Here is a 22,423-nt window from a genome sequence, read left to right as displayed (position 1 = left end):
CTGCCATAACCTATCCTCCATAATTGTAGTGAAATAGTCTAAATATCTATCGACTACAATTATAGGCAAAACTTGAGGATCAGGAAATCCGCAGGAATATTTGGCGCTTACTTAGTTGCTTTCTTGATTGGATCTTTTGCCATGTTACACTCCTTCTCTAATGCAAGAAGTACACTTAGTTTTCAGTATCTGGCAAAGTGATTCCCAATAATTCCTCAACCGCTTCCTTTGGTACCCTGTTCAGTTTCTTTGATTGATAATAAGTATGGCCTTTGGCAATCATCAGCTTTTTCGCTTCTCGGATAATATCTGCTGAAAAAGAAGGACCATAACCTAACTTTATCAAATCACTTTTTGTTACTGTGATCATTCTGCTCCTTTCTACGGACAGGATAAAACTTCAATACCTGTCCATTATTATATCAAGTTTAGAGTAATTTTACTATTGTAAAATAGCCTGACGAAAAATGGTGTAAATCTCCCAGAAGCCAGTTCCTATGCCCTTCCCGGCCACGTAGAAGGCGTTACTATGTAATCTTAAAGCTGCAGGCACGCAATAAACGCAGGCACTATCTGCAGCACCTATATCAATCTTCTGAGAGGTGTATGCAATTATCAAACTGTTAATGAGAGAGCTAGATGGGTGCTATCCAGAATGGGACGAGATAAGGGATCAAAAACTTGTCGAGGCATTACTCTTATTGCGCGAGGATGAGAGAAAACTGATCTATCAGCATGTGTTTGAAGAACGGACGTTTGATGATATAAGCCGGATCAATGATTTGCCACCTTACAAGGTGAAAGGAATTTATTATTATGCAATCCGTAAGATCAGAAAATGGATGGGAGGTGTCAAGTGATGAATTTTGAAGAAGTGTTGTTCCGGGCGAAGATGGGAGACCATGTAGCTACTGAACAGATAGTAGAGATGTTCCGACCGTTGCTGATAAAGAACTCTTTGATTAATGGAAGATTTGATGAGGATCTGTACCAGGAGTTGAGAATTGAAGTATTGAAGTGTATTAGAAATTATCAGGAAATGGAGTAGTTTTTGATTAGCTTAGCATGATAATGAAGATAGAGCAGTAATTTTTATCGATGTAAAGATAAGGTTTCTGCTCTGTAATTTTTAATACACAGAGTTTTGCAGATTTGTTATCTGATGTATTTGTCGGATTTGGTTATTGTGCTTGTGATAACAGCAATATAAAGAATAAGGCATTTTAGTGGAATGAGGATTATGTGATAGTTCCTGCCATTTCGTATTTGCATTTCATAAAAATAAAGAGTATTCTGATTTACTAGAGAAGAATATTAGGAAGGAAGGAGAATGAGAGATTCTATGGTGAATATACATTTCCTTACGATTTTACGGGAAGATGAATTTCGTGAGTTGAAGAAAGATTTTCCGCATGATAACGAATTATTACACAGTATCAGATCAATCCGATACTGTAAAGCAGAAGTGTTTCGGGATTGTATTCTGGGAACCTTGCGAGTACCGGAAAAAAATGAAATACGTACACCGCATGTTGTCTGTGGATTTTACATGACAGATAAAGAACTTTTTTTAATTGAGGAGAGTGGGGAACTGAAACACTGGTTAGAGAAAAAGGAAGAACAGTTTCAGGAGCTGAAATCACCGGATCAGTTTCTTCTTAAGATGATGGAATTGATGATTGAAAATGATCTTCTATATTTGTTACATTTGGAAAAAGAAATTGAAAAGATGGAAGATCAGCTTATAAAAGGTGTTGCGGATAATTTCTTTTCGGTTCTTACAAAGTATCGACAGAAACTCTCTGAGCTGGATGCATATTATGAACAGCTGGCTATGATTGGTGATCTATTACAGTCTCAAGATGGACTGCCTATTATCCGTAATACAGAATCGTGGAATCGTTATGCACTCAGGACAGAACGATTGCATAATCATGTGCATTTGCTTAGAGAAAATATACTGCAGTTACGTGAATTGTATCAATCTCAGCAGGATGCACAACAGAATAAAATTATGTGTATATTGACAGTTGTGACAACCTTATTCCTGCCACTTACACTTTTGACTGGATGGTATGGTATGAATTTTGTGAATATGCCAGAGCTACAGTGGAAATACGGATATGTTGCAGTGATTGCAATTGCAGTAATAACAATTATTCTGGAACTCATTTATTTTAAAAAGAAAAAATTGTTGTAGGATAAGATTATCCGTAGAGAGTAAAAGATTATTTTCAGAATTAGGTATTCATTAAAAAGGCTGCACACAATTTTGTATGCAGCCGAATCTATATAAAGAGGTGCCTTTTTCCTCTTTGGCAATATTAGGTTTTGTTATATTTTTACAACCAGAAACGGTTGGAAAAGCATCCACGCATAACGGATACAATACCCTGAAGGAGCAGGAAAAATCCGATTACCCAAGCCATAGCTGCAATACTTGCAAATGGATGTGTGAATGACAGAAAACCAATCACAGGCAGCAGGATTCCAAGTACAGTAAACCAGCCCTTTACCCCCAGTTTTTGAAGGTCAAAGGAATGAACCAGTTTGGTGATACCTGAAAAAATCAGCCACATTCCTAAAATAAAGGAGATTGTCATTGCTGTAAACCATCCATTTCCCAAAATGAATAAAGACATCAGTACGGTCAGAATGCCGTCAGCAAGAAACCAGCCAGATCCTGCCATATAATCATGACCGGATGCAAATATCACGATATCTATAATGCCGGAAAACATCATGGCAACTCCTAAGATAATAGGAAGACCATAAACAGGCAGGGGTTTTATTCCCTGCCCGTTTGAGATTAACCTTCAATGGCAATATAATGGGAGCTGTTTTCTACTGCCGTCTGCTCTTTTGGAACAGTAAAGGAAAGAATACCATTTTCAAATTTCGGATGGATGTCTTCTCTCTGAACGTTATTTCCCACATAAAAGCTCCTGCTTACATTTCCGGCATAACGCTCGTGGCGGATATATTTCCCTTCTTTATCTTTTTCATCTTTATCCAGACCTTTTGCAGATAATGCGGTGAAGTATACGCCTCCAGGCGGAGAGATTGTGATATCTACAAAGAAAGAAAAAGTTTTGTACATGTGCAGATCGCGGATAATGGAAAGGGAATTCCGGATGAAGATAAACCGCATATTTTTGAAATGTTTTATACGGCAAATAATGAAATAACGGATTCGAAACGGAGTCTGGGTCTTGGGCTTGCTCTTTGTAAATCAATTATCAATGCACATGGTGGGAAAATAATGGTTTATGATAATGAACCGAAAGGTGCCATTTTTGATTTTACGGTGCCTGCTGAGGAGGTAGAGATTCATGAATAATTCAAATATATTAGTGGTAGAAGATGATGCTGCCATTCGCAGTCTTATCACAACCGCCCTTGAGACAGAAAACTATAAATATCATGTGGCAAAAAATGGGAATCAGGCGATTATGGAAGCTGCAACACAGGCACCGGAACTGATCCTGTTGGATCTGGGACTTCCTGACATAGATGGGGTTGATGTAATAAGAAAAATACGTACCTGGTCAACTGTTCCAATTACTGTGATAAGTGCCAGAAGTGAAGATAAAGATAAGATTGATGCCTTGGATGCCGGTGCTGATGATTATATTACCAAGCCATTTTCAACAGCGGAACTTCTTGCAAGAATCAGAGGAAACTATAGGAGAATTCAGTACATACAAAATAATCAGCAGGGGGGAGATTCTGTCTTTCATAATGGCAGTTTGACCATTGATTATCAAATGCAGACAGTATATGTGAAAGAGGAAGAAATTCATGCAACTCCAATTGAATATAAAATCTTATGCCTGTTGGCGAAAAACCTTGGAAGAGTGCTGACTCATACCCACATCGCGAAGGAAATATGGGGAAGTTCTTTGGAAGGAGACATTGCTTCACTCAGGGTTCATGTGGCAACTGTAAGAAAGAAAATAGAAAAGAAAGATAGCTCTAATAAATGTATCCAGACACATATAGGGATTGGCTATTGTATGGTGAAGCAGATAAAAAATTATTGACTGCACTAATCGTGATAGAGTTGGTTAATTAATTTTGAAGTATGGAGGAAGTATGTAGAAAAAAGAGCAGGAACAATTGCTTTTCGCGGGGAAATTAGGTTCCTGCTTTTTGCGTGATTTACATGGATTTTTACTTGTTTTTCCGTTTGTTTTTGGGAGCATAATGAACAGAGCTTTTGTTTTCTACGGCACGCATACATTCATTGAAAAGTTTGTAGTATATAGGATAAACCAGATATCTGGGCAATCCAGTAAGGTGTTTTCCGTTGGAAGGATGTTTATAATTGGGATAAAAGAAAGATATGTGCTGTAGCACTGTAAAAATGCATTTTAGGAATTTGCTCTGCATAAGGAGCCGTCTGATTTATCAGGCGGCTCGGTGTCGTTAGGTGGAAAAATTGAATAATTGTATTAAAATGATTAGGGTGTCAAAAGGTACACCCATCTCATTAAAATGAGATTGGTAAAACGAAAACAATGTGGAAAGTAGAATCCATAGAAGATTAGCTGTAGAGAAATGCCGACAGCATACTTGAAGGGCGGAGATTGAAATATGAAAAAACCTTATCCGATTTTTTTGCTGATAATACAGAAGCAGGAAAATTTCAGTATGATGGAATTCTTCTATTTATACAGAAGAGGATATGAATGCAGCTATAGAACTGATTAAAAAGGAATTCAATACTTGGGATGGTTGCGAACTGCATAGTATTTCCTATTCATCCGATGATGAATGTAGTGAATCCAACATTGCATGGATGAACGAGTTGGAAGAAGCTAATGATGCGAAGGCAACATTTACACAATGTATCATGTTCAAAAGTGATTTTCATTCACCAAAAAAAGGTGGCGGAGCGTGGAATGCAGATGAAGAGTACACCGACTGGCAGTGGTGGCTGGCTCGTACGGATGGTGGTCAGTGGAAATTGATGACCTGGGGATATTGACAGAACTATATAATCGGAATTTAAGGAGAACATAGAGTGTGAAAAAAGCAGAACTGATTCTGGCAAACTTCGATGCCAGAATTCCTAAAATAGAAATTAAGCCGAAGAACACTGACTCAAAAGTGGTATTCTCATCAAAGATGTATGATGAAGAGAACGGAGAGAAAATTTCCGTAAAAATTCACTTTAGTAATGTTGCAGCAATTGATTTCAGAATCAATTTGTTCGACTGCATGATAGGTGCTGAAGCCTTTGGATTGTACTGTATTAGAGATAAAGGATTCATTGAATCTATCACGAGAGGAACTTTTGATAGACGAAAAGAAGTGTTTCTGTTAGAAGGCGATTACAACTATGATGAAGACGATGAACATGATATGCTGAATTGCTTTGATGTATTAGGCGACTTCAGTAAGAATATTGATGATTATGCTGCTTTCGTTCAGAATGTGGAGGGCGGTGAGTATATAATAATTGCAAAACAAGTGCGAGTTGAGCGATAACTTCTAGTTTGGTAGGTGGTTGAGCAGAGAGATAAATCAGCAATTGCCGCTCAAAAACGCTTCGCAACCAGAAAGAAAGCAAATCTTATGATGTATTTTCTTTCGTCTGGGGTAATATCTTGTAACGATGGTATGATGTGGTTTTTGTGGGATTCCCAATGTGATGGTATAGGGCACTTATAATCATCCATACTTTTTTGTCAAGGAAGTTCAGAATGGAAAAGGCACTGTCCATAAATGAAAATAATTATCAATTAAAGATATTGACATGAAAACTGAGTAAGTATATACTAACTGGCGTAAGGGATAACTGATAATTATTATTAGACAGTGAAAGCGGGTGGATTATGATGCCGTTAACAATGGCTGAAACCGGTCGGGAGATCCGGATTAGAAAAATCGGAGGAAAGGATGAGACAAGACGTTTTTTGGAAAGTCTGGGATTTGTGATGGGCGGATTCGTCACCGTTATATCAGAGATTAATGGAAATCTGATTGTGAAAGTGAAAGATTCGAGGGTGGCAATCAGCAGGGAAATGGCGAAGAAGATTATGATATAGGAGGGAATGAGACGTGGCTACATTAAGAGAAGCAAAGTGCGGTCAGACCGTAAAGGTCGTGAAAATTCATGGTGAGGGTGCCCTGAAGCGCAGAATCATGGATATGGGAATTACGAAGAATGTGGAAATCTACATAAGAAAAGTGGCACCGCTTGGAGATCCGATCGAGGTTACTGTCCGGGGATATGAACTGTCTTTGAGAAAAGCGGATGCAGAAATGGTAGAGGTACAATAGTGCTTATTTTTTTGAGAAGAGGTTAGGGAAAACTAAAAATAATTTGCGGTGTATAATCGGAAAGGGGAAGAATATGAGAGTCAAAATTGCACTTGCAGGGAACCCGAACAGTGGAAAAACGACGCTGTTCAATGCACTTACCGGCTCAAACCAGTTTGTAGGTAACTGGCCGGGAGTAACGGTAGAGAAAAAAGAAGGAAAAATCAAAGGATATACAACGAAAGGCGAGGAAGCCATACTGGTGGATCTTCCGGGTATCTATTCTTTGTCACCGTACACGCTGGAAGAAGTGGTATCCAGAAATTTCCTGATCGGTGAAAAACCGGATGCGATCATCAATATCATCGATGGAACGAATCTGGAGAGAAACCTGTATCTGACCACACAGCTTACGGAAATTGGAATTCCGGTAATTATTGCTGTAAATATGATGGATCTGGTAAGAAAGAATGGAGAAGAACTGGACATCGACCGTCTTTCCAAAGACACCGGCTGTAAGGTCGTTGAGATTTCCGCACTTAAGGGTGAAGGAATCGACCAGCTGATTCGCAGGGCGGTTGCAATTGCGAAAAGCGGGAAAAATGTACAGCCGGCGCATAAGTTTGAGGGATGCGTAGAACATGCAATTGCGCATATTGAAGAAGCGATCTCGGGACATGTAGATGAAAGTATGGAACGCTGGTATGCTGTGAAATTGTTTGAACGGGATGAAAAAGTGCGCGAAAGCCTGAATCTTGCGAAAGAACTTCTCGATCATATCGAAGAAGACGTTGTAAGCTGCGAAAAAGAGATGGAGGATGATGCGGAAAGTATCATTACCGGAGAACGTTATAACTACATTGGAAGTATGATTGAAGATTGTTATAAAAAACGTGTAAAAAAACAGATGTCGGTGTCAGATAAAATCGACAGCGTCGTAACCAATCGTTTCTTTGCACTTCCGATTTTTGCAGCTGTGATGTTTATTGTTTATTATGTGTCTGTTACTACCGTGGGAACCATTTTGACAGACTGGACCAATGATACGTTGTTTGGCGAATGGATCATCCCTGCGGCACAGACTGGTCTGGAATCCATCGGCTGTGCGGACTGGTTAACAGGTCTTTTAGTCGACGGTATTGTAAGTGGCGTTGGCGCGGTGCTTGGATTTGTTCCTCAGATGCTTGTATTATTCCTTTTCCTTGCATTCCTGGAAGGCTGTGGATATATGGCACGTATCGCATTTATTATGGACAGGATTTTTAGAAAATTTGGTTTATCCGGCAAATCCTTCATTCCGATGCTGATCGGTACGGGATGTGGCGTTCCGGGTGTTATGGCTTCCAGAACCATTGAAAATGACAGAGATCGTAAAATGACAATTATGACAACTACCTTTATTCCGTGCGGTGCAAAACTCCCGATCATTGCTTTGATCGCAGGTGCATTGTTTGACGGAGCTGCATGGGTGGCACCAAGTGCATATTTTGTTGGAATTGCTGCGATTATCTGCTCCGGTATTATTTTGAAGAAAACGAAAATGTTCGCAGGGGACCCGGCACCGTTTGTGATGGAACTTCCGGCTTATCATTTGCCGACGGTAGGGAATGTACTTAGAAGTACGTGGGAGCGTGGCTGGTCCTTTATTAAAAAAGCAGGAACGATTATTCTTCTCTCTACGATTGTTATCTGGTTTGCGCAGAGCTTCGGATTCGAAAGCGGAAGCTTTGGTATGGTAGAGGATATGAATCACAGTATTCTGGCAGCCCTTGGCTCAGCCATTGCATGGATCTTTACGCCGCTCGGATGGGGCGACTGGAAAGCGGCAGTGGCTGCAATTACAGGACTTGTAGCGAAGGAAAATGTAGTCGGAACATTCGGTATTCTGTACGGATTTGGAGAAGTGGCAGAAGACGGAGCAGAGATCTGGGGAAGCCTTGCCGGATCTATGACAGCAGTGGCAGCGTATTCATTCCTGATCTTTAATCTGCTGTGTGCACCTTGTTTTGCTGCGATGGGAGCGATCAAAAGAGAGATGAACAATGTAAAATGGTTCTGGTTTGCCATAGGATATCAGACGATTCTCGCGTATGCAGCATCCCTGTGTGTATACCAGGTTGGAACTTTAATCACGGCAGGTACATTTGGAATCGGGACAGTTGTGGCATTTATCATCATTGCCTGCTTTTTGTATCTGTTGTTCCGTCCTTATAAGGAAAGCCAGAATCTTACTGTGCCGAAAAGCGTAGCCGGTAAAGTAAGAGCATAACAGGAATCATTTGCAATAAATAATAAGGAGGCACAGAGTTTATGGGAACAGCAGTCGTATTTGTTTTACTTGTGGGAGTAGTAGGAATGATTATACGAAGCATGATTAAGGATAAAAAAGCCGGGAAATCCTTACAGTGCGGACAAAATTGCAATCACTGCAGCGGACATTGCCATGGAAGATCATAAAATAAAAAAAGACTATGCGATAGAGTGTCTCAGAAAACAGGGGTTTCGGATTACAAAGCAAAGGAAAATATTAATTGATATTATTCTGAACGAATGCTGCAGCTGCTGTAAAGAAGTATATATTCTCGCCGCGAAGAAAGATCCGGGAATCGGGATCGCAACAGTCTATCGGACGGTTGATGCGCTTGAAAGAATCGGGGCTCTGAAACGTGGAGCCGCATATCAGTTGCGTGATCATGAAAACAGGGGATGCCAATGCTGTCTGGTAGAACTGGAAGACAGTTCTACGATTAAGCTGGATTGCAACTCCATGGAAAAGATCATTAAGAGCGGAATGAAAAACAGCGGTCTTTCCAATGGGAAAAAAGTAGTAGGAATCACGTGGGTGCAGGCGGAGGATAATTTGTGATTCCAGTCAATCGAAATGAAATACTCTGATCGAATGCGCGTTGCGAAAGCATATAATTATGTTTTCCCGACGCGTATTTTTTATGCAAATAGTCAGCTAAAACCATACGAAATAGCAGAGAGAGTTTTTTCAATGTTTCTTTAAACTTTTATGTTATAATCAAATAATAGTGGAGGTGTACCAGTATGAAAATATTGCTTGTTGAAGATGAAAAAAGGATGGCGCAGGCATTATGTCAGATCCTGCGCCTTGAAAATTATGAGGTGGATCACTGTGCGGATGGGCTTTCCGGTCTGGAAGCCATTGAAACAGACATACAAACATAAAATGAAGGAAGGAATAATCTATGTTACCAACAAGAGAATGAGTGATGTGAAGAAAAGATATGGATCATATCCTCAGAACAAGTGGGATTTTAACATAAGATTGATGCATTACTTTGAGGAGAAAATGGATAGGGACATATCATTATTCAAAAAGGCCGAAAAAATATCAGATATTACGTAAAAGATTACGAAAATTTTCTTTATAAAATGGATTGATTTACACCAGATTGGGGTCAAGTCCCCTTTTTTAATGCAAAGCCCCAAAATCGGGGTACCGGGTGGAATTTCTATGGGGTAAATAATGGTATGCAAGAGAACCAAAAAATGTAAAATAAAATCAGGTGTTTAGGGAATTATAAAAAAGATGGAAGAATAGAAGGGGATGGTACCGTTGTCGCGGAAAAATCATGAGATGATTGATGGAAAACTTCTTCAGACGGATAAAAAATATTCGCATCTGAAGCTGAAACAGAAAGAAAAAATAGCCGAATGGATGTATCTGGAGACAAAAGCATATTACGAAAAGAATTATACATTTCCCGGAGATAAGTACATCGAGGAAGTCATCTTCAAAGTATACGATCGGATCGTAGAAGCGGATATCTGGATCCCATATGGCGAAGTTGCAAAACACTATAAGAAAAAGAGGTCTGATATTAATAAACGTGTGAGACGCGACCTTAACCAATATGAGGAGAAGAAAACGGAAACAGTCTGCTTCATGAATATGTGTATGGTGCAGGATGGGCAAGGAAATGTACTTGCGCTGGATAAAGTAAACGACAGTTATACAGGAACGACGTTCCCGGGTGGGCATGTAGAACAAGGAGAAAGCTTTACAGATGCTGTTATTCGTGAAATATTCGAAGAGACTGGACTTACGATTGAAAATCCCATATTCTGTGGTATATATCATTGGGATAAATCAAATACTCATCATGTGATATTTCTGTATAAAACGAATCGGTATTCAGGAACATTACATAGCTCTGAGGAAGGAAGCGTTTACTGGATTCCGATAGAAGCGTTCAAAGAAAAGGAACTTGCCACAGGAATGGACTATGTCCTGCAGATGATGGAGTCTGAACAGATCAATGAGTGCTATATGCATCTGAAAGATGAGAAATATATGGGAACTTTGTATTAGGATGTGCATTAATAACGAGGAAAAAGATAATGTGTGGACGATATTATGTGGATAATGATACAGCTAAAGAAATAGAAAAGGTGGTCCGGGAGGTAGATGAGAAGCTTAGAAGAGAACGGACCGGTGATATTTATCCCTCTCACTTGGCCACGGTAATCATTGGAAGAAAGCCATATCTTACGGCAGAAGAAATGTCATGGGGCTTCCCGCAATATCAGAAAAAAGGGCTGCTGATCAATGCAAGAGCGGAGACTGTTTTGGAAAGAAAGACGTTCCGGGATAGTGTGCTGCACAGACGCTGCATCATTCCGGCAAAACAGTTCTATGAATGGGATCCGGATAAGAATAAAGTGACATTCCTTAGAGAAAACCAGCCTGTCTTATTCATGGCTGGATTTTACAATCGATTTCAGGATGAAGATCATTTCATTATCTTAACCACTCAGGCAAATGAATCGGTTAGTCCTGTGCATCATCGGATGCCTTTGATACTGGACAGATCTGAATTGGAAGACTGGGTATATGAAAATACGTTTCTGGAATTTGCCCTGCATAAGACGATGCCGCCGCTAATGCGCAGGCAGGAATATGAACAACAGAGTTTATGTTTTATGTAAAAAAAGTGTAATTTCAAGTGACAAAAATGAAATAGTGACATTTCCTGTGACAACAATCGTATATTTAAGAAAAATAGATAATACGCCTTGTTTTCCGCAAAAAAATAGTATAATGAAACAATACGTTGAGTGTTGATGAAATGGATTATTATGTCATTTTATATTTCGGCCAATCTTTCCCGTGTCAATGAAAGCATTTCACGTTCCTGTCGGATCTGAACATCAATATCTATGTTTTTTAAGTCGTTTAAACGCGGCGTTTTTCGGAATTTGTGATAATTCTAAGTGCAGTGTTACTGATAACGAAAGATGAGAGTTATTTGAAGGAGAAAAAAGCTATGAAAGCAAAGAAGTTTATAAGTCTGTTTTTGGCAACGGTTATGGTATTAAGTTTAGCTGCCTGCGGGAAATCCGGTACTGAGTGAAAAAGAGGTTATCGAAAACGCGGATGGGATTGGTGGAGCCGATTGATATGATTGCCTTTGAACAGCCTGTTCGAAGAGTTTTGGGGCTGGAATCTGGAGGAAAGAAATAGAGAGACTGGGGGAATATGTTAAACGATCGTTTCGCACCCTATATCCAGTCGCAGCTGCCGGATGTGAACATCGAATTTATTGTGGGCAATAATGATCTGGATTTTTATAAATTTATGAATGAAAATGGAGAATTGCCCGATATCATCACCTGCCACCGCTTTTCCTTACATGATGCGGCGGACTTGAAGGATCAACTGTTGGATCTGTCCACGACCGAGGAGGCAGGCGCGATCTATGAATCCTATATCGACAATTTTACCAATTCGGACGGAACGGTCAACTGGCTTCCAATCTGTGGTACGGTAGACAGTCTTGTAGCCAACCGGGCTCTATTTGAGGAATATGATATCCCGCTGCCAACGGATTATGACAGTATGGTTTCTGCCTGTCAGTCATTTGAAGAGAAAGGGATCCGTGGATTTGTTGCGGACTTTGCTTATGATTATACCTGTATGGAAGTGTTTCAGGGGTTGTCAATCCCGGAGATCACATCTATGGAAGGGCGTATGTGGCGCAGCGATTACGAAAATCCGTCAGAAGATTCGGTGGGACTGGATCAAGATGTATGGCCGGGAGCGTTTGAGAGTATGGAACAATTTATAAAGGATGTGAACATTCTTCCTACGGATCTGGAGAAGGATACGAAACGGCAGAAAAAAGCAATGCAGGTGCTGGAGGTTATGCTTTCAGAAGAAGGTCAGAATCATTTTGCAAATGGAGAGGATGTTGTATCAAAGATGATAGAGGGGGAATATGACGCAAAGCAGGCTTATGAGGCGTTTGATGCACAGCTGAAGCAGCCGAAGGAGGATACTGCCAAGACGGTATTGTCCATCAATCGAAGTTATTCCCGCATATTCCACAAAAAAGGCGGCAATGAATCCTATTCCGCTATGGCAAATACTTTGCGCGGATTTTATGGCAGCGATGTACTGATTGCACCTGCGTACAGCTTTACAGGCTCTTTATTCAAAGCGGATTATACCGAGAAGACGGTTGGCAACATGATTATGCCGAATTCGCTGGAGGCATACCAGTGTGAAATGGATGGAACGAAGCTAAAGGAATATCTGAAATCCGGTGTTGAAGGAGTTGAAGAGGGATTTCGACCATTTAACCGCGGTTCCCTACCTACGGTCAGCCACAGATTATGGTGTTTGCTACACCTGCTGTTTCCGGAATTTACGAAGGATTTGAATATGAGATCATCGCAGTCAGTTTTATACTCGTGATAGTGTTACAAAAATGTTAATACATGTCGGAATGGACTGTCTCAGGTAAAGAGGCGGTTCTGCGTGCAAAACAGGCAATCGAGGTAAACGATGCGTTCCATGCGTATATTATCGACTGGCGACTGCCCGATATGAACGGGATAGAGGTGACGCGGCAGATAAGAAGTTTTAGAGATGCTGAAAAAAGTGTTTGATTGAGGATTATTTGTTCAATTCGGTTATTTACCCCTATATAACGAGGAGGAAGCGGTTATGAAAAAAAGATTTCTGAAAAAAATGACGGCGGCTTTGCTGAGCCTGAGCCTTGCATTTTCAGCGATGCCTCTCTCAGCAATTGCCGAAGAAGCGGAAGATACCGCGAGTGCGCCGGCGGTCAAGGAAAATGTATTTGCGAAGACGGGAACCACTTTTGGTATTAATAAACTTTACTCTACCGGACTTTCTCTTTGCGGTACGGTGCTTGTTAAAGTGGCCAACGCAACCGGAGATGAAGATTTTAAGAAGGTAGCTTCGATGCTGAATACGTGGGTTTTCGGAGGAAGCAGTACCGGACAGACACTGGCTGAGATTCAGGCACTTTGCAACGAGATCCTGAATGAGGTAAAGGTCATAGACCAGCATCTTACGGATTATAATGCGGAAATAGAACAGACGCTTGCGAATTCTGATTATACAGCGGCAAAGAATGCACTCAATCAGCAGTGGCGCCAGGATGTTGAAATATATGAATCTTTATATAATGTCGATAGTGCATTAGAAGCTTATATGGCGTATATGGAAAAAGCAAAGGCCTATAATGATGGTACGATAGCGATTGAAGAGGTGAATAAGAGTAAAGAAGACCTGTATCAAGCTTTCAGTGAGGTTTATCAAGCGAAAGCATATGCCTTTGGAGACGAAGAAGAAGAGGAGATTCGCGAAATCATATTCGGGGATCGTACGATTGACGGAGTATTCAAATCAGTTATTAGGAAGATGACCGATGCTCTTGGAAATGAGAAGAATTACGCGGATGCCACGGCACAATTTGCATACAAGGCTTACGGATTTTCGGATGATCAGTATAATTACATTATTACAAGCATTGACAAACAATTTATGGAAATCATTAAGCTGGAATTGATGTATGAAGAGTTCCTGTCACAGCGTGGAGATTATTTTGAAGAGAAATACGATGATGATGATGAGATCTGGAACAATTACGCGAATTGGGCTAAGGATCTAAATACTCTGAATGATGATGTTGCCAAAGCTATGAATTCCATGTTGGACAGGGATGTTGTAGTCAGTGAATCCGCAGCCGGATCGATTCGTCTTAAGCTGGAGGAGTTTGTTAAATCCGGAGATTTCGCAACGGTTAATCTGGAGAACGAAGATTACATAAGTGAATTTACTTCTGATGACTATAAAGCTGAGCAGACTATAATCGATGCTTATAATCTGGAAAATGGTAATGCCTCCGGAGTGCTTGATGATGTTTCATCATCTTCAAATGTAACTGGTTCATACATGAAATTTAACAGGATAGCGGTTCCCGTTCAAAAAACAGAAGCAAATCCGTCAGGAATGGATATTTACTATGTTTTTGATCTTTCACAAAACGGCAATTCATCATGGACTTCAGGTGACCCTGTTCCGGAGAATCTGCGATTGATTAATATGGATCATAAAGAAGATTATGCTGCGTCAAAGGATGTCCATGTGCCGAGCTGCGATTTCTTTAATTTAACAAGAGGAAGTTACAGTGACGGTCTGCAGAACTTCAGTTGTGTAGTGACGAATTCGGATTGTCACAGTTTATTTGCGACACCAGTATTCAGCGCTTTGGGCAGCATACCGGCAAACTATTTGCAGGAATATCTGTTACAGGCAGACGATGCGAAAACATATTTTGTTTTCCCGCAGTATGATATGAGTCTTGGCGGCGCATTCGGCACAGACTATCCGATCTTTTATCTGGTGGATACGAAGAGTCAGCACCCCGGAACGGATCTTGAGATTACGCAATTGAATGCAAGTGATATTCAGCCGGACAGGGAAAATGGATTATACAATACAACGGCATATTCGGTCATCCTGAAGCAGGACAGAGAAAGTGACGGTGATGGATACTACAAAACAAAAATCAATACGGCTGTAGCCGGATCGGGAATTGCAGAAATCGCATTGCTGTCAGAAGATGGAACTACTACAAGTGAAGCGGTTACGGTTTCTGCCGGGCAGGAAGTAACATTAAAATTTAAAATAGGAGAACGTACGACATTTGAATCCCTTACACTGCAAAGACATAATGATTACGATAATCCGACGAAAATAACCTCTGAGGAAACCATCCTGAAAAAAGAGCAGATCAACAATCTGATTCCGGATGCAGACGGATATATTACGTATACATATCCGGCTCCTTACTCCAACGCAACGTTTGTGCTGAATACATGCGAAGGCTTTAAAGTGTATACGGAGGGCACAAATCAGATATTTGATGATGCAATCACGCTAGATTCTTACAGCAATGTTTTTAAAGAAGGAGAGACCGTTGTTTTTTATGTGAGGGACAACGTGAAGAGTGTTGGCTATTATGAGGGTGACACCTATAAGGAAATCCAGTTAAAAACAAATTATGAAGGTGACAGAAAGGGAAGCTTTGTAATGCCGGGACATGATATCACATTATACTATGAAGCAATATGTGTGGATCATCCTTATGACAACGGATTCTGTATGACCTGTGGTGAGTATCAGCCGGCAGTTTATAACAAATCAACGGGCAATTATGAGATAGGAAATGGTGGCCAGATGTTCTGGTTTGCTTCTCTGGTAAATGGAGATGCGGAACATGCAATTATTGAGGAAGCCAGACCGGATGCACATGGTGTTCTTGTATCCGATATTTCGCTTAAAAATCCGGCAGATGAGAAATACGAATGGAAAGCAATCGTAGAATTCAGAGGATACTTTGACGGACAGGGACATACCATTTCTGATTATAGAATGACTAAGGCGGATTCGGATACCGGATTTTTCCAGAGCCTTGTCACGGCACCGGAAGTGAGTGAGGAATCAGAAAAAGCGACGCTGAAGAATTTTACCTTGAAAGGAAATCTAACTACAACGGGCAGTACAAGCAGTGCTGTAGGCGGTGTTGTGGGAACAACTTCCGGCGGTGTGATCAAGAGAGTAAATTCTCATGTTAATATCATATCCGGAATGCTGTATGGCGCAGGTGGAATTGCAGGACAGATCAATGCACAGACATCGATACAGGAGTGTACATATTCCGGACGTATTGTTCTGAATATGGACTTTTATGGTGCAGGTGGAATCGTTGGTGTTGTATATCAGGATGATTCCTATCCGGGCTGCACAATCATTAAAAACTGTGCGAACTATGGGGAAATTGACTATTATACGGCCGAAAACGTGGGCGGATCCGGATGTTCAGGCGGTATTGCCGGTCTGATTAATATGAGCGGAAAAGACATCATTCTGTCGGATTGTTATAACTATGGACAGGTTTCTACACAGAGAATGGATTATTATGGTACAATCTCCGGAACCACTCATGCGAAGAAAGATGGAATTGAAAACTGCTATTATCTTGACACAATAGGAAGCAAGCCGTTTTTGGGAGATGCGGATATTGTAAATGACAATACACTTGCACTGGCGAAGACGGCAGGCGAGTTTAAGAGCGGTGAGGAAGCATATCTTCTGAACCGGGAAGTGACTGATGGAACACAGGTATGGTATCAGAATATTGATAATGGAAAAACACCGGATGATTACCCGGTACTTGACAATACGCATGGTACTGTATACCGTTTGAGCGACGGAACCTATTCAAACTATGATACCGAGCCTGAGAAAGAAACATATGAGATCTACACGTTTGAAGATTTCAAGAAGATTCCGGAAATTGTCAAGAAGAATAACAGAGCTGATTTCAAATTGATGAATACCATTTTCGGAAATGGTGAAACATTAACAGAATTGATCGGATCAGCGGAATTGCCATACAATGGTACATTTGATGGACAAGGATATTACGTCTATCGGTTTGATATGAAGCCGACTGATGGGGACGCAGCACTTTTTGACACCATTGGTTCCATGGGAACCGTCAAGAACCTTGGTATCTTTTTCCAGACTGTTGAAGGAGAGAAGGCAGCAGGAATTGCCCTTACTAATTATGGATTGATCGATGAATGTATCAGCGGATCAAATCTTTCCGGAAGTTTTGTAGACAAATTATCAGGAGAAACCCTTCCGTTATCCGAAACAACAACCTTTGTAAAAGGTAAGTCCATGGCGGGCGGTGTTGTTGTTGAAAATAAAGGAGTGATACGAAATACCGCAAACTATGCAGAGGCTACGGCAGCTTCTTCGGACGGAATTGCCGGTGGAATTGCTGTAATCAATAGTGGAACCATAGAAAACTGTCTGAGTATGGGAAAACTGAAAACGGGTGAAAACGGAATCGCAGGCGGAATTACCGGAACACTGACAGGAAACGGAATCATTCATATAGCATACTGTGCTTCTGCATCAATAGAAGCTAAGACCGTTGGGGCTGTCTGTGGGCAAAATGAAACGGCGGTTGCCCGAAGTGGTGAAGGAGCAATCTCAGATACGTTCTACCTGAATACATTATTCGGAGGGGAAGAACAGGGAACAGCAAAGGCAAAAGAAGAGATGAGATCGGATGCTTTCAAGGATGAACTGAATACTCTGACGGAAGGAAAAGAGGGACTTTGCAGATGGACAAGGTCAGATTCAAAGAATTCTGCTTATCCGAAGATTTTATCTTCTCTGGTAGTGGAAACAGAATTAATCAATGCATCGAAAGGACTTACGGTAAAAGGCCTTATGCACAAAGATACCAAGCTTCAGCTGACGGAACTGGATAAGAAAAATGAAATTTACAAGGCTTTCCAGAAGTATGTGGAGAATTCAGACAGACAGATCCTCTATTGTGGAGAACCGGCGTTGGTATACGAAGACGGACAGCCGGCTGCCTATGAAGAAACACTGAAGCTGAAACTGGATCTGTCAAAATACCGCGGAAAAGATTATAAAGTCCTTGTTTACCGAAACGATAAAGTAGAAGAACTGGCAATCAATCAGCAGATGATTGCTTCCAAAGAAGTAGAAGAACTTGCTCCTTTTGCCGTATTGGCGAAAAAGAGCATCTTGTCTCAGGTGGTAAAAACAGGAGATACCAGTAATCTGCTCCTTTGGTTAGGAATTTTTATCCTGGCAGGTTCTGCATCGGCAGGTATCCTTTACTGGAGAAGAAAGAAAGCAAGTAAATAAAATGAAAAGAAAAACTAAAACAATCATAATCATTATCTTTATTGCGGCTGCCATAGCAGCCGCAGGAATCTTCTGGTTTATGATGAATCATAAGAAAGAAGAAGCAAAACATACATCTGCCCAGGTCGTTGCATGGGATGTGGATATCGAACCGGAAAAACCCGCTGAGGGAAAACAGATTATGATACCGGGATATACAAGTATGGTCATGAAAGCGAATACGAAAGAGCAGACCGTAAGTATCGGCAATCCGGCAGATAATACATGTAATTTTATAATCGTACTGAAGCTTGCAGACGGAACGAAACTCTTTGAGTCTCAGGAGTTAAAACCAGGAGAAGGTCTGGAGGAAATTTCCATCGAACAGGAACTTGAAACAGGAGAGTATCAGGCGGTTATAGAATATAAATGCTACGCCATCGAGGACAACAGTCCGTTAAATGGCGGAAGCACAGAGTTTCAATTGTATGTGAAGTAGGAGGAATTCAGATGAAAAAAGCAGTAATGAAAAAAATGATGGCAGGGTTATGTACAGCAGCAATGCTGGTATCTTGCACAATGGGCGTTCTGGCAGCAGATATTGAGCTTGATCCGTCAGAAGAGACCAGGCAAAGGGGAGATACGGAAGTACACGCCAATGTTACGGATAATGATAATAAACCTGACTATCTTATTACCATTCCGCAAAGTGTTGACTTTGGAACGCTGCAACAGCCTACAACAGATGCAGATGCCTATTCTTCTGTAGATATTACAGTCAAATGTATAAAAGCTGAAGGCTTAGCAGCTGGTCAGGGCATTGCTGTTCTGGTGAAAGATGAAACTGCAGAATCAATGAATGATCCATTTAAACTGCTGGGAGAAAATTCAGATTGTTCCCTCACATATGAGATGTATGACCAAAATTCGAACGTTCAGGATGGAACGTGGTATCAGAATGGATTTCTGTTTATAACATTCACCGGTGCAGTTCAGGAGCACACGAATCAGTTGAGATTAAACTGCAACCAGTTATATGGCAAAGATCTGGATGTTTGGGGTGGCGCATATTCCGGAACTTTGAACTTCTATACAAGAATTGTAAACGTGAATGCACAGTAGAAAAGAACATATCTCTACAAAGAGAAATTTGATACGAAGAGTTATGGTCCTGGCTCTTCTTAGCTGTATCTGCTTCCTGGGTTTTTCCAAGACAGCTCTGGCTGAGGAGGCGAAAGATGCGGACTATGCCGGGAGCACAAAAGTCAAAGCCTATGTGATAGCAGCTTCGGAAGATGTTCCGGGGAATGATGCAAAAGATGAGGATCAGCCACCGGATGGCAGTGAAACAAAGGTGGAAACAGGAGATCAGAGTCAGGCAGTATTCTGGATCATGATATTGCTACTGTCAGGAACCGGACTCCTGTGTGAGGTCAGGAGAAGTTTAGAAAAAAAAGAATAGAGTGAACAAAAGGGGGCACGGCCCCCTTTGTTTATTTCAAAAACTCTTCTACTATTGAAACAAATGCAGCAGATCCAAGATATAAAACATCTTCGTCTATATTAAATAACGGATTATGGTGTGCGACATCCGTATGTTTTTCTTTATTAGAAGAACTTAAAAAGAAAAATGCCCCCGGAACTTCATTTAAAAAGTAAGCAAAATCTTCACCGCCCATGTTTGGAGCAGGTACTTGTGTAATCACATTTTCAGAGCCGGCTACTTTCGTAATCGCATCGATCGCGAGGTGGGCCATAGCATCGTTGTTGATGACCGGAGGCGCACCCCAATCCATTTCAAATTCAATGGTTCCGCCAAAGGTAGAGGCGACACCATTTGCAATTTCTTCAATTCTCTGAGCTAATTTACGTCTTATAGGTTCCTCAAGAGCACGTATGGTACCCTCAATCATAACTGTGTCCGGAATCGCATTGTATGCATTACCACCATGGATTGAACCTATTGTGAGAACAGCCGGTTTGGTGGCGGAAATTTCTCTTGCAATTACTTCTTGAAGAGAAATGACAATATGTGAAGCGATATTAATAGGATCAATACCTTTTTCGGGAGTAGAGCCATGACACCCATGTCCCTCTACTTTGATAACGAATCGATCAAATGAAGCCATACAACAGCCTGGGGTGAGGATGAATTTGCCGGCAGGGATGTCTTTGTTGAGAATTGTTCCGATATGCTGCCCGAATACAGCATCGACACCTGCCATAGCGCCGTCAGCTATCATGATCTGTGCCCCTTTGGACAATTCTTCAGCGGTCTGAAACAGAAGACGCACAGTACCCTTTAATTCATTTTTATGTTGACTTAATACTTTTGCAGCGCCAAGAAGCATAGTCATATGTGTATCATGTCCGCAGGCATGCATACACCCTTCATTTTTAGAAACGTAATCTACAGCATTCAGCTCCTTGATCGGGAGCGCATCCATATCAGCTCGAAGCGCAATCGTTTTGCCGGGAGTTCCCCCTACGATATCAGCAATAATGCTGCTATCTGTTTTTGAACATTTATAAGGAATTCCAAGCTTTTCTAATTCATTTAGTATGTATTCCTGGGTCCTTGGAAGAATCTTGCCAAGTTCCGGAATCTGATGAAGGTCTCTTCTCATTTTTACAAGGTCATTTTGAAGTTCTTTACATTCTTCCCACATGCTCATTTTAACATCTCCTATTATTCTTTTATGCATTCTTTGATGCAGTGCTTTTGTTTTCTTTTACATATAAAAATCTACCAAATCCGAGGCTGCCGAATACAGATACGATGATAAGCATCCATGTCGGTGGAGCAATTGTGAATTTTAAAAGTAATGGAAGTCCAATGCCAAATACAGCTATTTTAGGGTATTTGGCTGCATATGTTCCGAATGTTCCTCCGAAAATGGCGGCAGCAGCATATTTGGTAAGGGCTGCTGTAATAAATTCAGGAAGGACAGATACAACAGCTGAACCAACTAATACAGCACTGGTTGTGGCAATCAGGTTTGTTACGATGGAACCGCAGATTGCCATGGTAGATGCAACTTCAGCCTGAAGAGTTCCGGGTTTACTTCCTGTTGTTTCCAGAGCCATTGTTGCGCTGGGAACACGCATGTTTCCTATGTTTCCTGAAAGGAAACTTAGATATGTACCAGTCAGACCCAGTGAAGCATAATAGGAAACCGGCTCCACTATATAGAAAGCACCGAAAGACAGGGCAACCATTCCCCATGCAGAAAAAATCAGTTTTGGATCTGGCCAGCAATTATATTTCGTGCAGAGCCAGATAACCGGGATGAATGAAGTGATGGCTGCTAGAAGATTGGTAGGGCTTCCGATTCGAATACTATTTCGTTTCCATTCTTTTAAAAGTTGATTATTGTCCATATTCTATTACCTCCTGTAAACTCACTATAAACCGACAGCCAAATCAAAAATAATTGCACAGGCCATTCCGATTATCATGGTAATACCTAAAGTATATTCACGCAGTTTTGGAAATTTTGGTACTACAAATTTTGAAAGGAACATCATACTGAAAATTCCGCCTAATACGGCAGCTGTATTTCCAAATCCTTTGGAAATTTCATTTACATTTAAATAACCGAAGATACCAAGAGAACAGGCACCACTTAGAATAATCAGCCATTTTCCGTCACCGCCGCTTATTTTGTTTCGGACTTTTTCGAGAGCAGGTGTGATCACGCCTGTAGATACGAGCCATCCGGCACCATTTAATGTCATTGTAAACCAACTGACAGCCATTACAGTTAACGTAAATCCTGCGCCGCCAAGCTCCACACCGCAAGCTTCCGCACCGAGCGTTGCTGCTGTTAGTTCAGTGGGAGCTGCGCCGATGATGGAGAGCCTAAGCCATGCCAGTGGACCTCCGATCGAAGACATTAAACCGACCATAACAATGAAAACACCAAGAGCCGGTCCGATAGCGGATATTAATCCGACACGAAAAGCGGTTTTGGGAATTTCGTTAGAAATATTTGCTTTTACTGCAGTTTTTTTTGCCATGCGCATATATAAAAGTGCCTGAACAAAAGAAATGATTACCGTAACACCACACAACAGCCAAAGAACGCCTGAATTTGAAATTTTTACATAATCCATAATCTCACTCCTTATAATCATTTG

The 22,423-nt window shown here is 41.0% G+C and carries 26 protein-coding genes and 1 pseudogene; 21 read left to right on the top strand and 6 right to left on the bottom strand.

What is annotated here, in order from left to right:
- Window positions 1–175: 175 nt before the first annotated feature.
- A complete protein-coding gene (locus tag ACTNA4_RS10370) occupies window positions 176–370 on the bottom strand; it encodes a DUF3173 domain-containing protein (protein ID WP_427819918.1) in 195 nt (64 codons plus the stop codon).
- Window positions 371–626: 256 nt separating this feature from the next.
- On the opposite strand from ACTNA4_RS10370, the gene ACTNA4_RS10365 reads away from it, so the two are divergent.
- The 3 genes from ACTNA4_RS10365 to ACTNA4_RS10355 all read left to right on the top strand — a co-directional run bounded on the left by ACTNA4_RS10365 (window position 627) and on the right by ACTNA4_RS10355 (window position 2,200).
- A complete protein-coding gene (locus ACTNA4_RS10365) occupies window positions 627–860 on the top strand; it encodes a hypothetical protein (RefSeq protein WP_427806935.1) in 234 nt (77 codons plus the stop codon).
- Window positions 860–1,048, top strand: coding sequence for a helix-turn-helix domain-containing protein (locus ACTNA4_RS10360; RefSeq protein WP_427806934.1), 189 nt, complete (start codon window positions 860–862; stop codon window positions 1,046–1,048). The genes ACTNA4_RS10365 and ACTNA4_RS10360 overlap by 1 nt, the downstream gene beginning before the upstream one ends.
- Before the next feature lie 282 nt (window positions 1,049–1,330).
- Complete coding sequence (locus ACTNA4_RS10355) at window positions 1,331–2,200, top strand: CorA family divalent cation transporter (protein WP_427806933.1); 870 nt, start codon at window positions 1,331–1,333, stop codon at window positions 2,198–2,200.
- Window positions 2,201–2,342: 142 nt separating this feature from the next.
- Here the strand turns inward: ACTNA4_RS10355 and ACTNA4_RS10350 are convergent, their stop codons facing one another.
- Window positions 2,343–2,759 (bottom strand): HdeD family acid-resistance protein, encoded by a 417-nt coding sequence (locus tag ACTNA4_RS10350; RefSeq protein ID WP_441029927.1) that lies wholly within the window; start codon window positions 2,757–2,759, stop codon window positions 2,343–2,345.
- Between the two features lie 50 nt (window positions 2,760–2,809).
- A complete protein-coding gene (locus tag ACTNA4_RS10345) occupies window positions 2,810–3,100 on the bottom strand; it encodes an Hsp20 family protein (protein ID WP_441029925.1) in 291 nt (96 codons plus the stop codon).
- Here ACTNA4_RS10345 and ACTNA4_RS10340 point away from each other — a divergent pair, their 5' ends adjacent.
- From ACTNA4_RS10340 to ACTNA4_RS10255, 18 genes and pseudogenes are all read left to right on the top strand, one after another.
- Entirely contained in the window at window positions 3,101–3,340 is a 240-nt protein-coding gene (locus tag ACTNA4_RS10340) for a sensor histidine kinase (RefSeq protein ID WP_441029924.1), read from the top strand.
- Window positions 3,333–4,043, top strand: coding sequence for a response regulator (locus ACTNA4_RS10335; RefSeq protein ID WP_441029922.1), 711 nt, complete (start codon window positions 3,333–3,335; stop codon window positions 4,041–4,043). Before ACTNA4_RS10340 ends, ACTNA4_RS10335 begins: the two co-directional genes overlap by 8 nt.
- Before the next feature lie 644 nt (window positions 4,044–4,687).
- Entirely contained in the window at window positions 4,688–4,990 is a 303-nt protein-coding gene (locus ACTNA4_RS10330) for a hypothetical protein (RefSeq protein WP_441029920.1), read from the top strand.
- Between the two features lie 38 nt (window positions 4,991–5,028).
- Window positions 5,029–5,493: a hypothetical protein gene (locus tag ACTNA4_RS10325; RefSeq protein ID WP_441029918.1), complete on the top strand. Its 465-nt coding sequence runs from the start codon at window positions 5,029–5,031 to the stop codon at window positions 5,491–5,493.
- A 347-nt stretch (window positions 5,494–5,840) separates the two neighbouring features.
- Entirely contained in the window at window positions 5,841–6,053 is a 213-nt protein-coding gene (locus ACTNA4_RS10320) for a FeoA family protein (protein WP_427819923.1), read from the top strand.
- A 13-nt stretch (window positions 6,054–6,066) separates the two neighbouring features.
- Window positions 6,067–6,288 carry a FeoA family protein gene (locus ACTNA4_RS10315; protein WP_427819924.1) on the top strand — a complete coding sequence of 74 codons (222 nt, stop codon included), beginning with the start codon at window positions 6,067–6,069 and terminating at the stop codon, window positions 6,286–6,288.
- 73 nt (window positions 6,289–6,361) lie between these two features.
- Window positions 6,362–8,536, top strand: coding sequence for a ferrous iron transport protein B (gene feoB, locus ACTNA4_RS10310; protein WP_441029917.1), 2,175 nt, complete (start codon window positions 6,362–6,364; stop codon window positions 8,534–8,536).
- 41 nt (window positions 8,537–8,577) lie between these two features.
- Entirely contained in the window at window positions 8,578–8,724 is a 147-nt protein-coding gene (locus ACTNA4_RS10305) for a FeoB-associated Cys-rich membrane protein (RefSeq protein WP_441026670.1), read from the top strand.
- The gene (locus ACTNA4_RS10300; RefSeq protein ID WP_427819925.1) at window positions 8,711–9,133 is read left to right on the top strand and encodes a transcriptional repressor; all 423 of its coding nucleotides are present in this window, start codon (window positions 8,711–8,713) and stop codon (window positions 9,131–9,133) included. The genes ACTNA4_RS10305 and ACTNA4_RS10300 overlap by 14 nt, the downstream gene beginning before the upstream one ends.
- A 185-nt stretch (window positions 9,134–9,318) precedes the next feature.
- Window positions 9,319–9,459, top strand: coding sequence for a hypothetical protein (locus ACTNA4_RS10295; RefSeq protein ID WP_427819926.1), 141 nt, complete (start codon window positions 9,319–9,321; stop codon window positions 9,457–9,459).
- Window positions 9,460–9,850: 391 nt separating this feature from the next.
- On the top strand, window positions 9,851–10,606 hold the full coding sequence (locus ACTNA4_RS10290; RefSeq protein WP_441029915.1) for an 8-oxo-dGTP diphosphatase: 756 nt from the start codon (window positions 9,851–9,853) through the stop codon (window positions 10,604–10,606).
- Between the two features lie 29 nt (window positions 10,607–10,635).
- Window positions 10,636–11,223 (top strand): SOS response-associated peptidase, encoded by a 588-nt coding sequence (locus ACTNA4_RS10285; protein ID WP_427819928.1) that lies wholly within the window; start codon window positions 10,636–10,638, stop codon window positions 11,221–11,223.
- A gap of 550 nt (window positions 11,224–11,773) precedes the next feature.
- Window positions 11,774–12,991: a hypothetical protein gene (locus ACTNA4_RS10280; protein ID WP_441029913.1), complete on the top strand. Its 1,218-nt coding sequence runs from the start codon at window positions 11,774–11,776 to the stop codon at window positions 12,989–12,991.
- Window positions 12,978–13,167: pseudogene (locus tag ACTNA4_RS10275) on the top strand (hypothetical protein); the annotation flags it as partial. The gene ACTNA4_RS10280 and the pseudogene ACTNA4_RS10275, both read left to right, overlap by 14 nt.
- 76 nt (window positions 13,168–13,243) lie before the next feature.
- A complete protein-coding gene (locus ACTNA4_RS10270; protein WP_441029912.1) occupies window positions 13,244–18,304 on the top strand; it encodes an LPXTG cell wall anchor domain-containing protein in 5,061 nt (1,686 codons plus the stop codon).
- Window position 18,305: 1 nt separating this feature from the next.
- The gene (locus ACTNA4_RS10265; RefSeq protein WP_441029910.1) at window positions 18,306–18,782 is read left to right on the top strand and encodes a hypothetical protein; all 477 of its coding nucleotides are present in this window, start codon (window positions 18,306–18,308) and stop codon (window positions 18,780–18,782) included.
- 11 nt (window positions 18,783–18,793) lie between these two features.
- Window positions 18,794–19,405: a hypothetical protein gene (locus tag ACTNA4_RS10260; RefSeq protein WP_427806924.1), complete on the top strand. Its 612-nt coding sequence runs from the start codon at window positions 18,794–18,796 to the stop codon at window positions 19,403–19,405.
- Between the two features lie 28 nt (window positions 19,406–19,433).
- On the top strand, window positions 19,434–19,745 hold the full coding sequence (locus ACTNA4_RS10255; protein WP_441029908.1) for a hypothetical protein: 312 nt from the start codon (window positions 19,434–19,436) through the stop codon (window positions 19,743–19,745).
- A 31-nt stretch (window positions 19,746–19,776) separates the two neighbouring features.
- Here ACTNA4_RS10255 and ACTNA4_RS10250 read toward each other — a convergent pair whose 3' ends face one another.
- The 3 genes from ACTNA4_RS10250 to ACTNA4_RS10240 are packed head-to-tail and all read right to left on the bottom strand — an operon-like array spanning window position 19,777 to window position 22,399.
- Window positions 19,777–20,952 (bottom strand): M20 metallopeptidase family protein, encoded by a 1,176-nt coding sequence (locus ACTNA4_RS10250; RefSeq protein WP_427806936.1) that lies wholly within the window; start codon window positions 20,950–20,952, stop codon window positions 19,777–19,779.
- A 28-nt stretch (window positions 20,953–20,980) separates the two neighbouring features.
- Window positions 20,981–21,664, bottom strand: coding sequence for a hypothetical protein (locus ACTNA4_RS10245; RefSeq protein ID WP_427806921.1), 684 nt, complete (start codon window positions 21,662–21,664; stop codon window positions 20,981–20,983).
- Window positions 21,665–21,688: 24 nt separating this feature from the next.
- Window positions 21,689–22,399 carry a DUF5058 family protein gene (locus tag ACTNA4_RS10240; RefSeq protein WP_427819933.1) on the bottom strand — a complete coding sequence of 237 codons (711 nt, stop codon included), beginning with the start codon at window positions 22,397–22,399 and terminating at the stop codon, window positions 21,689–21,691.
- Window positions 22,400–22,423 lie beyond the last annotated feature (24 nt).

The organism is Bariatricus sp. HCP28S3_A7 (assembly GCF_052066375.1).
GTDB lineage: Bacteria > Bacillota > Clostridia > Lachnospirales > Lachnospiraceae > Allocoprococcus.
The sequence above is the reverse complement of the archived record's forward strand: the minus strand, read 5'-3'. Positions and strand labels throughout refer to the sequence as shown.